This window comes from Nakamurella sp. A5-74 (assembly GCF_040438885.1).
Classification (GTDB): Bacteria; Actinomycetota; Actinomycetes; order Mycobacteriales; family Nakamurellaceae; genus Nakamurella.
In genome coordinates, this window is the sequence record NZ_CP159218.1 from 2,752,228 (window position 1) to 2,764,901 (window position 12,674).

General features: G+C 68.6%; 12 protein-coding genes and 1 pseudogene. 3 read left to right on the plus strand and 10 right to left on the minus strand.

Annotation, left to right across the window (positions count from 1 at the left end; genetic code table 11):
* Window positions 1–48 precede the first annotated feature (48 nt).
* Window positions 49–879: a class I SAM-dependent methyltransferase gene (locus ABLG96_RS12615; RefSeq protein WP_353647734.1), complete on the plus strand. Its 831-nt coding sequence runs from the start codon at window positions 49–51 to the stop codon at window positions 877–879.
* Between the two features lie 61 nt (window positions 880–940).
* Here ABLG96_RS12615 and ABLG96_RS12620 read toward each other — a convergent pair.
* The 4 genes and pseudogenes from ABLG96_RS12620 to ABLG96_RS12635 form a co-directional block, all read right to left on the minus strand.
* Window positions 941–1,252: pseudogene (locus ABLG96_RS12620) on the minus strand (pyridoxamine 5'-phosphate oxidase family protein); the annotation flags it as partial.
* A gap of 394 nt (window positions 1,253–1,646) precedes the next feature.
* Complete coding sequence (locus ABLG96_RS12625) at window positions 1,647–2,711, minus strand: ABC transporter permease (RefSeq protein WP_353647735.1); 1,065 nt, start codon at window positions 2,709–2,711, stop codon at window positions 1,647–1,649.
* The gene (locus ABLG96_RS12630; protein ID WP_353647736.1) at window positions 2,708–3,607 is read right to left on the minus strand and encodes an ABC transporter ATP-binding protein; all 900 of its coding nucleotides are present in this window, start codon (window positions 3,605–3,607) and stop codon (window positions 2,708–2,710) included. The genes ABLG96_RS12625 and ABLG96_RS12630 overlap by 4 nt, the downstream gene beginning before the upstream one ends.
* Window positions 3,608–3,660: 53 nt before the next feature.
* The gene (locus tag ABLG96_RS12635; protein WP_353647737.1) at window positions 3,661–4,854 is read right to left on the minus strand and encodes an acetyl-CoA C-acetyltransferase; all 1,194 of its coding nucleotides are present in this window, start codon (window positions 4,852–4,854) and stop codon (window positions 3,661–3,663) included.
* Between the two features lie 82 nt (window positions 4,855–4,936).
* On the opposite strand from ABLG96_RS12635, the gene mce reads away from it, so the two are divergent.
* Entirely contained in the window at window positions 4,937–5,485 is a 549-nt protein-coding gene (gene mce, locus ABLG96_RS12640) for a methylmalonyl-CoA epimerase (protein WP_353647738.1), read from the plus strand.
* Window positions 5,478–6,770: a hypothetical protein gene (locus tag ABLG96_RS12645; RefSeq protein WP_353647739.1), complete on the plus strand. Its 1,293-nt coding sequence runs from the start codon at window positions 5,478–5,480 to the stop codon at window positions 6,768–6,770. Before mce ends, ABLG96_RS12645 begins: the two co-directional genes overlap by 8 nt.
* A gap of 14 nt (window positions 6,771–6,784) precedes the next feature.
* On the opposite strand, the gene ABLG96_RS12650 is transcribed toward ABLG96_RS12645, so the two are convergent.
* The 6 genes from ABLG96_RS12650 to tsf all read right to left on the minus strand — a co-directional run bounded on the left by ABLG96_RS12650 (window position 6,785) and on the right by tsf (window position 12,612).
* On the minus strand, window positions 6,785–8,374 hold the full coding sequence (locus tag ABLG96_RS12650) for a hypothetical protein (protein ID WP_353647740.1): 1,590 nt from the start codon (window positions 8,372–8,374) through the stop codon (window positions 6,785–6,787).
* On the minus strand, window positions 8,350–9,198 hold the full coding sequence (locus ABLG96_RS12655) for an ABC transporter ATP-binding protein (protein ID WP_353647741.1): 849 nt from the start codon (window positions 9,196–9,198) through the stop codon (window positions 8,350–8,352). The genes ABLG96_RS12650 and ABLG96_RS12655 overlap by 25 nt, the downstream gene beginning before the upstream one ends.
* 109 nt (window positions 9,199–9,307) lie before the next feature.
* A complete protein-coding gene (locus tag ABLG96_RS12660; RefSeq protein WP_353647742.1) occupies window positions 9,308–10,186 on the minus strand; it encodes a phosphatidate cytidylyltransferase in 879 nt (292 codons plus the stop codon).
* A gap of 57 nt (window positions 10,187–10,243) precedes the next feature.
* Window positions 10,244–10,810 carry a ribosome recycling factor gene (gene frr, locus ABLG96_RS12665; RefSeq protein WP_353647743.1) on the minus strand — a complete coding sequence of 189 codons (567 nt, stop codon included), beginning with the start codon at window positions 10,808–10,810 and terminating at the stop codon, window positions 10,244–10,246.
* A 63-nt stretch (window positions 10,811–10,873) separates the two neighbouring features.
* The gene (gene pyrH, locus ABLG96_RS12670) at window positions 10,874–11,668 is read right to left on the minus strand and encodes a UMP kinase (protein ID WP_353647744.1); all 795 of its coding nucleotides are present in this window, start codon (window positions 11,666–11,668) and stop codon (window positions 10,874–10,876) included.
* Window positions 11,669–11,787: 119 nt separating this feature from the next.
* Complete coding sequence (tsf, locus tag ABLG96_RS12675; RefSeq protein ID WP_353647745.1) at window positions 11,788–12,612, minus strand: translation elongation factor Ts; 825 nt, start codon at window positions 12,610–12,612, stop codon at window positions 11,788–11,790.
* Window positions 12,613–12,674 lie beyond the last annotated feature (62 nt).

Below are 12,674 nucleotides of genomic sequence, written 5' to 3' on the forward strand. Positions count from 1 at the left end.
ACCCGTCAGGCTCTGGCGTGCCCGCCCTGCGAAGTGGACGATCAGCCCATGACCGACAACGCCGTGGCCCGCATCCGATCGCTGTTCGACGAGCTCAGTGCGGTTTACGACCCGGCCGACGTCCCGTTCTTCGGTCCGATCGCCGCAGGACTGGTCGAGCTGCTGGCTCCGGTCCCGGGCGAGCGGGCGCTCGACCTCGGCTGCGGAACGGGGGCGGTCACGCTGCCGCTGGCCGCCGCGGTCGGACACACCGGTTCCGTCACCGCGGTCGACATCTCCGACGGCATGATCGAGCTGCTGGATCAAGCCGTCGCACGACACCGGCTCAGCCAGGTCGTGACCGAACGCGCCGACGTCTCCGAGCCGGACCCGTCCTGGGGCACCTTCGACGTCGTGACGGCGTCCCTGGTGCTGTTCTTCCTGCCGGAGCCGCTGGCTGCGCTGCAACGCTGGGCGGCCAGGGTCGCCGACGGTGGACGGATCGGCATCAGCACCTTCGGTCCGCAGGACGACGTCTGGCGGGCGGTTGATGCGTCGTTCGCGCCGTACCTACCGGCCGCGATGCTCGACGCCCGGACCTCGGGGGCGGCCGGTCCGTTCGCTGACGACGCGGGAGTGGAGCAGCTGTTCCGCTCCGCCGGCATCACCGCGGTACGGACGGTGACGACGCCGGTGACCGTGGCCTTCGACGACGTGGACGGCTGGCGCCGATGGAGTATGACGACCGGTCAGCGTCAGATGTGGGCCCGCATTCCCGCAGTGGACCAGGACGACTTCCTGGAACGGGCGGCAGCGCTGCTCGCCGCGGCTCGTGCGCCCGGGGGTCGGATCGAGCTGACCCAGCAGGTCCGTTACACGGTGGGAACGGTCGAACGCTGACCGGACGACGTCAGTCCCTCGGACCCGTTCAGTCCGGTGGACCCGTTCAGCCCTGACCCGTTCAGCCCTGACCGATGAGGCGGTCGATCCGGATGGTCACCCGCTCGCGCAGCTGGTCCCGCCCGCCGTACCAGGGATAGGGAGCTCCGAGATACTTCTGGGCGAGCGACTCGATGTGCTCGACGCCACCCTCGGTGGTGACGGCGGCGACCGTCCCGCGGACGGCGAGATAGCGGCTGGCGTTGTCCGGGTCCGCGATGGCCACCGCGACCCGCGGATCGCGGGCGATGTTCCTGGATTTCTGCGAGCCGCCGACGATGTTGATCAGCACGTTCTCGCCGTCGGTGTCCACCCAGGTCTGGGTGACCTGGGGCAGCCGAGAACGACAAGCTGGCTCGAGTGCGTACTTTAGGCGCAGTCTTGTCCACATGCGGTTCGGTTCGGAGTCACTCCCGCCGCAGGATCGCGGCGACGACACACGGCCCCGGGTGACCTGGGCGCTCCGTGGATCTGCTGCACGGGTAGGTCACATCTGAGCTGGCTCGCCCTGTGGGGCGGGCCTGGACGGATGCCATCAAGCCGAAGCAGTACCCGAAGAGTTCCGCGAGGGCTGGGTGCGGGTCGCCCGTGGCCGCGAGCAGGGTGTCACCCGTGGAGCGGGTCGCCCCTGATTTCGGTGTGCATGCGATGACGCTGTGGAAGTGGGTCCGCGCTGTTGGTTGTACTTTCTTCGCCCGCACATCCAACGACCTGCGTTCAGGTGGCCGTCAGGCTTTGTCCCACTGGAAGAATCGGGTGGCGATCAGCCCCACGACGACGGTGAAGCCGAGCAGCACCAGCATCGGCACGACTGCTGCACCCGGCCCCTGGCCGCGCACCATCACGTCCTTCAGCCCCTGCACCAACCACCCCATCGGCAGCACCTTGGACACCCCCTGGATCCAGCCGGGTGCCTGGTCGAGAGGGATGAACGCGCCGGACAGGAACGCCATCGGCAGGGTGATCAGGTTGGTCAGTGCAGCGCCACCCTCGGCGGTCTTCGCGACAGCGCCGACGAAGAGGCCGATCGCAAGGAACGACAGGGTTCCCGTCAGGGTGAGCGGTATCGCCATCCACCAGGAGCCGGTCAGCTTGAGTCCGAGGAACGGCAGCGAGGCCACCCCGATGAACACCGCGAGCTGGAACAGTGCGATCGCCAACGACACGACCACCCTGGATCCGACGACTGCTCCGGTCGACACCGGCGCGAGCCGCAGCCGACGCAGCAACTTGTTGGTACGCCAGGTGATCAGCGTCATCGCCGCACCGAAGGCAGCACCGATGGCGATGCCGTAGCCGATCATGCCGGGTGTGACGTACTGGATGGCCTTGAGCGAGGCGTCCTCGACGGTCTCGGCGCTGAGGGAGTACCTGGGCTGCTGTCCGGTGACCGTGACGTTCGCGCTGTCGACGAACGAGCCGAGCACGCCGAGGACGGTTCCGGAGGTGACCTGGTCGGCTGCGGAGAAGTGGACCACCAGCCGATCGCCCTGCTGCTCGACGGTGGCGGCGATGTCCCCCTGGCGCACCTGATCGAGCGATGCGGCCAGATCCGTGGCGGGTGAGATCTCCAGCACCTGGTCGAGCTGGGCGCGTGCCTCGGCGGGCAATGTCCTGATCAGCGAGACGTCGCCGACCAGCTCGACCTTCTGCTTCGAGGCGCCGGAGCTGCCGAAGATGGTCCCGAAGATGATGATGAAGAACAACGGGAAGAACAGCGTGAAGAACAGGCTGGTGCGGTCGCGGACGAAGCCCTTGAACATGGCCCGGGACAGGCTGGTGAAGGCTCTCACGCCCGGTACTCCCGTCCGGTCAACTGCAGGAAGACGTCCTCGAGGGTGGCGCCGCGCACCTGCAGGCCGGCCAGCGCGTCCAGCTCGGCGAGCGCGGTCAGCACCGGAGCCGGAGTGCGGGTGGTGATGATGGTGGACGAACTGTCGCCCTCGACGGTGTCGGCCCCGGGAAGCGCCCTGGCGGCGTCCTGATCGAGGGTGGATCGCTCGACAGCGATCCGCACCGGTGCGTCCAGCGCGCGGATCAGCTCGGCCGGTGTCCCGGTCTGCAGGATCTTGCCGCCGTCGATGATGGCCACCCGATCACACAGCGCCTCCGCCTCCTCCATGGAGTGCGTCGTCAACACGACGGTCTTGCCGCGATCGTTGATCTCCCGCAGCACATCCCAGAGATTGCGTCTGGCCTGGGGATCCAGCGCAGCGGTCGGTTCGTCGAGGAAGACCACGTCGGGGTCGTGGACGAGCGAGCAGGCGATGGAGAGCCGCTGCGCCTGACCCCCGGACAGCTTCTCGGCGCGGGTACCTGCCTTGTCGGTGAGCCCCACCATCTCCAGCAGCTCGGTGACCCGGGTACGGGGCTGGTCGTACAGATCGACGAAGGTCTCCAGTTGCTCGGAGGCGGTGAGCTGTTCGAAGAACGCCGACGCCTGCAACTGCACACCGATCCTCGGCAGCAGCGCCGCGTTGCGTGGCCACGGCTTCATCCCCAGCAAGGAGACGGTGCCGGCATCGGGCTCGCGCAAGCCCTCGATGATCTCCAGCGTGGTGGTCTTGCCGGCCCCGTTGGGGCCGAGCAAGCCGAAAAACTCGCCCTCATCAACGATGAAGCTCACGCCGTCGACGGCGTTCACGCCTGCATAGGTCTTGACCAGACCCTCGACCTCGATCGTTGCCATCCAGCCCCCCGGTGTGCGACGTGTCGGTGTTCGTCCCCGTGTCCGGACCGGGTTCAGGACCCGGGAACACGCAGGATCAAAGCATCACCTTGACCGCCACCGCCACACAAGGCGGCCGCGCCGACGCCGCCGCCTCGGCGACGCAGTTCCAGGGCAAGGGTGAGCGCGATGCGCGCGCCGGACATCCCGATCGGGTGGCCCAGTGCGATAGCCCCGCCGTTGACGTTCACGATCTCCTCGCTGATCCCCAGTTCGCGGGCCGAGGCGATCCCGACGGCGGCGAACGCCTCGTTGATCTCCACCAGATCGAGCTCTGCCGGGCTGATGCCCTCCTTGCGACACGCCACGGCTATCGCGTTCGCGGGCTGCAGCTGCAGACTCGAGTCCGGACCGGCGACCACCCCGTGGGCGCCGATCTCGGCGATCCACGCCAACCCCCGTTCCTCGGCCAGCTCACGGTCCATCACCACGACGGCGCACGCACCGTCGGAGATCGGCGAAGCGGAACCTGCGGTGATGGTGCCGTCGGGCCGGAACGCCGGGCGTAGCTTCGCCAGCGTGTCCACGGTGGTGTCGGGACGGATTCCCTCATCGGCGTCCACCACCACCTCGCCCTTGCGGGTCTGGTGGCGGACGGGCTCGATCTCGTCCGCGAATCTCCCGGTCGCGACAGCAGCGGCGGCGCGCTGGTGGGAACGGGCCGCGAACGCGTCCTGCTGCAGACGGGTCAGCGCCTCCGGACGCCCGGCGTCATTGGTGTTCTCGGTGAGCAGGCCCATGGCCACATCGGTGAACGCGTCGTGCAGACCGTCGAAGGCCATGTGGTCGACCAGGGTGACGTCGCCGTACTTGAACCCACCGCGTGAACCGGGCAGCAGGTGCGGCGCACGGGTCATCGACTCCATCCCGCCGGCGACCACGGTGCGGAACTCCCCCGCCCGGATCAGCTGGTCGGCGAGTGCGATGGCGTCCAGCCCGGACAGGCACACCTTGCTGATCCCGACCGACGGAACGGTCAGCGGAATACCGCCGCGGAATGCTGCCTGACGGATCGGCAGCTGCCCGCAGCCCGCCGACAGCACCTGTCCCATCACGACGTAGTCGACATCGCTCCCGGAGACCCTCGCCCGACGCAGCGCCCCCTTGATGGCCGTACCACCGAGATCCATCGCTGTACTCCCGGCCAACGCTCCAGAGAGCCGTCCCATCGGGGTGCGTGCCCCGGCCACGATCACCGTCGATCTCATGCTGCCACCGTACCCAGCAGCGCGTGCGGACACGGCATCCGGCAGCGCGACGAGGGGGCGTCCACCCACTACGGTGGGGACCATGGACCCTGTCGACACGTGCGCCGATACGCCCGCCGACACGTCCGCCGACACCAGCGCCGATCGACTCGCCGCTCTGCAGGTGCTGACCGTCGACCACGTCGGCATCGCTGTCCCGGATCTCGATACGGCCATCGCGCTGTACACCGGGGTCCTCGGCGGCCGGTTGGCGCACCGGGAGAGCAATCCCGACCATGAGATCGAGGAGGCGATGATCAGTTTCGGTGCCGATATGGCTGGGAGCGACCAGCGGGCGCAGCTGCAGTTGATTGCTCCCACCTCACCGACCTCGACGATCGCGAAGTTCATCGACCGGTCCGGACCCGGCCTGCAGCAACTCGCCTACCGGGTACCCGACGTCCGGGCTGCGGCCGACACCCTCAGGGCGGCCGGGCTGCGGCTGCTGTACGACGAACCCCGTCGCGGTACCGCAGGGTCCTCGATCAACTTCGTCCACCCCAAGGACACCGGCGGCGTCCTGCTCGAGCTCGTTGAACCCGCAGTACTCGATCAAGAACCAGCACCGACGGACGGAACCACGCATGGCTGACGACTGGCTCCCGGCACAGGCCCCCTTCGAGATCGTCCGACGCGGCTTCTCCCCCGAGCAGGTCGTCTCCCACCTCGAGTCGCTCGAGTACGAACTGCGGATCGCCACCGCCAACCGCGACGCCACCCTGCAGCGCGTCACCGAGCTGACCACCCAGCTCTCGGCGGCGCAGGCGGAGTCCGACTCGCTGCGCCACCAGCTCGACCGGAACACCCTCGAGCCGTACTCGGTGGCCTCACTGTCGGATCGGATGCAGCGACTGATCCGGCTCGCCGAGGAGGAAGCCGCAGAGATCAGGGCGGTGGCCGAGACCGAGTCGGCTGAGCTACGGGAGCGCACCGAACGGGAGACCTCCGAGCTGGTGCGCACCACCGGCACCGAACTGGCCACCGAAGCAGCCCGGCTGCAGGCCCTTGAGCTGGACCAACGGCGGGCTCTGCAGCAGGACGCCGATCTGCTCGCCGACGAACGGAGCGCCTTCGCCGAGGAGCGCGAGAGCACCAGGATCGGCATGGCCGAGGAGGTCCGCACGCTCGTCTCGCAGGCCGACGAGTACTCCCGCGATGTCCGCGCCAGGGCTGACGAGCGGGCCGCCACCACCACCACCGATGCCGATGCCCACGCGGTCAAGGTCTCCGAGGACACCCGGACGGCCGCTGAGCAGCTCCTGCTGAAGGCCCGGGAGGCTGCCGAGACGCTCCAGCGCACCAGCACCGCAGAATCGGAGCGCATCGTCGGCGAGGCGACGGCACTCGCGCAGGAGGTCACCGGAAACGCCAGGTCCGAAGCCCAGCAGCTCGACGAACGCTCGGCCACCCGCCGACGCGAGGTCGAGGAGGACTTCGAGATCACGATGGCCGCGCGTCGCGGCGAGGCACAGAAGGTGCAGGCAGATCGTGAGCGGGCTTCGGTCGATCTGGCCCAGGCCCGCCTCGACGAGGCAGCCGAACGATCGGCGCAGCAGGTGGCGCAGGCCGACCAGGAGTCGCGACGGCTCGTGCACGTCGCCACCGTCGAGGCCAACCGTCGGGTGCAGGAAGCCGACGCGGCGGTGTCGTCACTGACCGAACTGAGGCGCACCATCACCGCGCAGCTGGGCGACCTGCACGGTCACGTTGAGCACGTTCGCTCACTGGTCGCCAGCGCCCCCGATCTGGTGCTGCCACCGGAGCAGGAGTCATCGCGGGTCACCGCGCAGCGCTTCGCGGCCGACCTGGACCCTCGCCCGACGAGCGAGATCCCCGTGGTCACCGATGGGGACCGATCGGCCGACGCAGCCGAGTAGGCGGCCGCCTCGGGTCAGGCTCGATCGCCGGCCATCACCACCGCGAGGATCTCGGATCCCCGCGACAGGTACTGATCAGCCGCTCGGCGCAGGAGCACCATCAGCAGCACCGGCGGATAAACCAGTGCAACGACGAGAGCTACCCAGGACCACACGGGGGCGATCACGATCCCCAGCACCCCGAACCCGATGACCGGCAACGCTGCTGCCAGCCCGAGCAACATGCTGCCGAACGCCGAACGGAACGAGGCGCTGCGCTGGCCGGCAATGCTGGAGGCGAACATCGACTTGCGACTCTGCGGGACCGCGTAGGGCACCGATACCGACAGCCAGGTGGCGATCGCCGCGGTACACACCACGACGGCCAAGTTCATCGCCACCGCCGGGACGAAGAAGTCCCAACCGCCGCGGATCGCAGCAACCGCCGCTGTCACGGCGACGACCAGTGGGATCGCCGGCACCAGCACCGCGAGGTTGTGGCCCAGCAACTCTCCCCTGGCCCTGACCTGGTCGCCGAAAGCCACCAGATGCAGCCAGAGACCGGATCCGTCGAGACCGAACTGGTTGGCCGCCTGGCTTCCCATCAGCAGCGCTCCGAACGCGGAGGCGAAGACTGCGCCCTCACCGGGCACCACGATCAGCGGCCACGCCACCCCCATGAAGATGCTGATCAACCAAGGCATCCGCCGCATGGGGTCGCGCCACATCAGGGTGCGGTCCCGGCCCGCCACGACCTGGGCGGTGCCGATCAGGGTTCCGCCGATCGCGCTTGCGCCGCCGATCCCGCGGGACGGTGCGGACGAGGCGGTGTCGGAATCGACGGTGACCAGACTCTTGCGGAGCGCTCGTGACCACCAGAGCCAGCCGAGCGTCAGGAAGACCAACGCGATGACGGCAGACGCGACTGCTCTGGCCCACTGCTCGGTGGCAATCTGGGCGGGCAACGAGGCGAGGGCACCTGGCGGAGTCCACGAGAGGATCTCCGCGGTGCGCTGCGCCGCGGCGCCGAATCCCGCCGACGAACCCGAGTTCAGGCCCAGCGTCGCCAGCATGTAGACGACCAGGACGCCGAACCCGACGGCCATGCCGAGGTCGCGCCCCCGGCGGGACGACATGAGCGTCGCCATCGAGGTGGCGGCCGCACGGGAGAACACCACGCAGGTGACGAGTTGCAGCACGATGCACAGCAACGCGATCGGCAGCATCCAGCCCAGGAACGACAGCCCGATGGCGCAGCCGATGAGGATCACCGCGTTGAACAACGGCAGGTAGCCGACCACCGACGACACCAGCAGACCTCGCTGCAGGGTGGCGGGGCGGATCGGCAGCAGCGCGAACTTCGACGGGTCGACGGTCTCGTCGACCCCGAAAGCCACCATCGGGGTCAGTGTCCAGGCCACGAGTTGCAGGGCGAACAGGCCGGTGACTGCCAGGTAGCCGGCCTCCGGCACGGACCGCAGCATGGACAGGGCGTAGGCGATGGCGCCGACCGCGAGCAGCGCGAGGCACAGCCCGATGATCATCCGGATGCGCTTGCCCGGGCTCAACGCCCGCACCCGGCTGGTGACCAGCCGCCATTTCAGGCTCGCGAAGATCGCAACCACGACAGGCCCTCCGTCCCGCGATCCTGCCCGCCGATGATGTGGAAGAACGCGTCGTCCAGCGAAGCGGCGTCGCCGCGGACGACACTCAGCTCGCCGCTGGCGACGATCCGGCCGTCGGCCATCACGGCGACGTGACTGCACAGTTCTTCGACCAGTGCCATCACGTGGGAGGAGAAGACGACCGTGCCGCCGCCGGCGCAGTAGTCCGAGAGCACGCCGCGGATCGCCCTGGCGGACACCGGGTCGACGGCTTCGAGCGGTTCGTCGAGCAGCAACAGCGACGGCGAGTGGAGAAGGGCAGCGGCGAGGGTGATCTTCTTGCGCATGCCGGTGGAGTAGTCGGCCACCAGCTTGCTCCCGGCCGAAGTGAGATCCAGGACGTCCAGCAGACCTTGGATGCGGCGCTGGACCTCGTCGGCAGGGATGCCGCGCAACCGACCGAGATAGCTCGACAGCTCCGGGCCGGAGAGCCGTTCGAACAGCCGCAGACCGTCGGGCAGCACGCCCATGTCGGCCTTGGCCGCGACCGGGTCCGCCCACACGTCGCCGCCGGCGACGAAGATCCGACCCTCGTCGGGCCGCAGCAGACCGGTGACCATCGACAGTGTCGTGGTCTTGCCGGCACCGTTCGGACCGACCAGGCCGAAGAAGGATCCGACCGGGACATCGAGGTCGATGTGGTCGACCGCTGTCTTCTCACCGAACTGCTTCACCAGACCGCGGATGGCCAGCGCGGCCCCCGCAGTCCTGGGATCGGATGCTCTCGTGCTCGGATAACTGGGAAGGCCCCCCGAAACGCCTGGGCCGACGGTGTGATCGGTCATGCATCCAGCGTGCCACAGGCCCACGACACCCGCTCCGGGGCGAGGTGCGAGGCGTGACCCACGACTCGGTGGAGCGCGTTTCGACGACCCGGGTGGACGTTCCGGGAGTTCAGACGAACGCGGCCAACAGTGCCCAAGCCACCACGGCGCTGGGCAGCAGGGAGTCGAGCCGGTCCATCACACCGCCGTGCCCAGGCAGCAGGGTTCCCATGTCCTTGACCCCGAGATCGCGCTTGATCAGTGACTCGGCCAGATCGCCGATCACCGCGACCACGGTCAACACCGCACCGACGACGACGCCCTCCCACCAGTCGGTGTGCAGCATCAGCGACACGGACAGCGCCCCGCCGATCATCGCGGCGACGGCGGATCCGGCGAAGCCCTCCCAGGACTTCTTCGGCGAGATGGTCGGCGCCATCGGATGGCGGCCCAGCAGGGCTCCGGCCGCGTACCCGCCGGTGTCGGAGCAGACCACCACGATCAGGAACACCATGGCCCGCTGGGCTCCGTCCTCCGGGCGGACCAGCAGGGTGGCGAAGGAGGCGAACAGACCGAGATAGACGAGCAGGAAGATGCTGGCTGAGACGTCCCGCAGGTAGCCCTCGGCGCCCCGCGGGAAGCGCCAGAGCAGACAGACCAGGGCCGCCAGCGCGAGCCCGAGCGCCTGCGCCTCGTGCCCCCAGAACCAGCTCATTGCCACGATGGCCACCGCACCGAGACCTACCGGTAGCCAGGAGATCTCGACACTGCGCGCCCTGCGCAGGGTGCCGCTCATCTCCCACACCGAGGCCAACACGGCGGCCGCGATGATCACCACGAAGGCGGGCCGGTACAGCAACAGCGAGCCGACGATCAGGATGCCCAGCCCGACGCCGACACCGATGGCCATCGGCAGGTCGCGTCCGGCGCGGGAGGCCCGTGGGGCGGCCGCCGGGAGGCCGGGGTCGACCGGTCCGGCCGGCGGATCCGGCGGCCCGTCATCGCTCATGGGTGTCATCGGGTGGGTGTCGTCCGGTGCGTGGGTAGGTGCGTGCGGGCCCGGCGCTCAGACCTCGAGCAGTTCGGCTTCCTTGTGCTTGACCAGGTCGTCGATGCCGCTGACGAACTTGTCGGTGGTGTGCTGTAGGTCCTTCTCGGCGCGGGAGCCCTCGTCCTCACCGATGTCGCCGTCCTTGACGAGCTTGTCGATGTCGTCCTTGGCCTTGCGGCGGACATTGCGAACCGTGACCTTGGCGTCCTCGCCGCGGGAGCGGGCCTGCTTGCCGAGGTCGCGGCGGCGCTCCTCGGTCAGCTGCGGGAACACGATCCGGATGATGTTGCCGTCGTTGGACGGGTTGATGCCCAGGTCGGAATCGCGGATCGACTTCTCGATCGCCTGCAGCTGGGTGGCGTCGTAGGGCTTGATGATCGCCATCCGCGCTTCCGGGATGGAGATGGACGCCATCTGCGGCAGCGGCGTCTGCGCACCGTAGTACTCGACGCTGAGCTTGTTGAAGATGTTCGGCGTCGCGCGTCCGGTACGGATCGACGCGAGGTCTTCCTTGGTGACGTTGAACGCCTTCTCCATCTTCTCCTCGGCGTCCAGCAGTGCCATGTCGAGAGCCTCGCTCATCGGTGTCCCTTCCATCGTGCGGATCTGGTGCCGGACAACGGTTCCCGGCGCGGGTGGTACGGATCAGGCCTGACGTGGGGTGTGCACCAGGGTACCGATCGGTTCGCCCGCGGCCGCCCTGGCAATGTTGCCCTGCTCGAGCAGGTTGAACACGATCATCGGCATCGCGTTGTCCATGCACAGGCTGAACGCGGTGGCGTCGGCGACCTTGAGACCCTTCTCGAGCACCTCGCGGTGGGTGATTTCGGAGAACATCGTGGCATCCAGCACGACCCGCGGGTCGGCATCGAAGACCCCGTCGACCGCCTTGCCCATCAGCACCACCTCGGCGCCGATCTCCAACGCGCGCTGGGCGGCGGTGGTGTCGGTGGAGAAGAACGGCATGCCCACGCCGGCCCCGAAGATGACGACGCGGCCCTTCTCGAGGTGCCGGATTGCTTTGCGCGGGATGTACGGCTCGGCGACCTGGCCCATGGTGATGGCGGTCTGCACCCGGGTGTCCAGGCCGTGCTCACGTTCCAGGAAATCCTGCAGTGCCAGGCAATTCATGACGGTGCCGAGCATGCCCATGTAGTCGGAGCGCGCCCGGTCCATGCCGCGGGTCTGCAGTTCGGCCCCGCGGAAGAAGTTGCCGCCGCCGATGACGACGGCGACCTGCACCCCACCGGCCACCACCTCGGCGATCTGCCGCGCGACGGTGGAGACGACGACCGGATCGACCCCGACCTCTCCCCCGCCGAACATCTCGCCACCCAGCTTGAGCAGCACCCGGTGGAACGGACGGCGAGGAGAGGGAGTGACGTCACCTGCACCGATCCATGTCTCGGTGGTGGTCTCGTCGGTGAACGTCTCGGTCATCGCTCAAGTCCTCCCGCTGACTGGGCCGTCGGCCCTGCTGGTGCCGGATCGGATCGTTCCCGGTCCGGATGCTGCCACGGGGCCGTGCGGATCGCTCCGAACGGCCCCGCGATGGCACATCAGACGGTGCCCACCTCGAACCGGACGAAGCCGGTCACGGTGACGCCGGCCTCGGCCAGCTGGGCTCCGACGGTCTTCTTGCTGTCCCGCACCGAGCTCTGCTCGACCAGGACGGCTTCCTTGTAGAACCCGGTCACGCGGCCCTCGACGATCCTCGGCAGCGCAGCCTCCGGCTTGCCCTCCTCGCGGGCGGTCGCCTCGGCGATCCGCCGCTCGGACTCCAGCACGTCGGCCGGCACGTCGTCCTTGGTGACGAACCGAGCGCGCAACGCCGAGATCTGCATGGCGGCGCCGCGAGCGGCCTCCGCTGCGTCGCCCCCGTCACCCGCGTAGGCGACGAGCACCCCGATGGAAGGCGGCAGGTCCTGGTTGCGCTTGTGCAGGTAGACAGCCGTCGAGCCGTTGAACTTGGCCACCCGGTTGAGTACCAGCTTCTCGCCGATCTTCGACGACAGCGCCTGGACGGCGTCCACGACGGTGCCGTTGCCGAGCGGCGCGGCCAGGACGGCCTCGACCGTCGGATCGACGTCGCCGGCAGCGACACCGGCGATGGCCTGCGCCAGCTCGGAGAACTCGGAGTTCTTCGCGACGAAGTCGGTCTCGGAGTTGAGCTCGATGAGCGCGTGGCCGCTGGTGGCGACCATGCCCTCCGCGGTGGTGCGCTCGGCACGCTTGCCCGCGTCCTTGTTGCCCTTGATCCGCAGGATCTCGGTGGCCTTCTCGAAGTCGCCCTCGGCTTCCTCGAGCGCCTTCTTGCAATCCATGAATCCGGCGCCGGTCAGTTCGCGGAGCCGCTTGACGTCAGCGGCACTGTAGTTCGCCATGCTGGAGATTCGTCCTCACTCGAGTGGGGTGGTCCTGGTGAACCGGTCGGTCCCGTTGTCGG

What these genes read in the sequence shown, in the direction of transcription:
- pyrH (WP_353647744.1), bottom strand. Translation starts at nt 11,668, where the DNA reads ATGACCGAGACGTTCACCGACGAGACCACCACCGAGACATGGATCGGT.
- ABLG96_RS12655 (WP_353647741.1), bottom strand. Translation starts at nt 9,198, where the DNA reads ATGACCGATCACACCGTCGGCCCAGGCGTTTCGGGGGGCCTTCCCAGT.
- ABLG96_RS12615 (WP_353647734.1), top strand. Translation starts at nt 49, where the DNA reads ATGACCGACAACGCCGTGGCCCGCATCCGATCGCTGTTCGACGAGCTC.
- ABLG96_RS12635 (WP_353647737.1), bottom strand. Translation starts at nt 4,854, where the DNA reads ATGAGATCGACGGTGATCGTGGCCGGGGCACGCACCCCGATGGGACGG.
- ABLG96_RS12660 (WP_353647742.1), bottom strand. Translation starts at nt 10,186, where the DNA reads ATGAGCGATGACGGGCCGCCGGATCCGCCGGCCGGACCGGTCGACCCC.
- frr (WP_353647743.1), bottom strand. Translation starts at nt 10,810, where the DNA reads ATGAGCGAGGCTCTCGACATGGCACTGCTGGACGCCGAGGAGAAGATG.
- ABLG96_RS12645 (WP_353647739.1), top strand. Translation starts at nt 5,478, where the DNA reads ATGGCTGACGACTGGCTCCCGGCACAGGCCCCCTTCGAGATCGTCCGA.
- tsf (WP_353647745.1), bottom strand. Translation starts at nt 12,612, where the DNA reads ATGGCGAACTACAGTGCCGCTGACGTCAAGCGGCTCCGCGAACTGACC.
- ABLG96_RS12630 (WP_353647736.1), bottom strand. Translation starts at nt 3,607, where the DNA reads ATGGCAACGATCGAGGTCGAGGGTCTGGTCAAGACCTATGCAGGCGTG.
- mce (WP_353647738.1), top strand. Translation starts at nt 4,937, where the DNA reads ATGGACCCTGTCGACACGTGCGCCGATACGCCCGCCGACACGTCCGCC.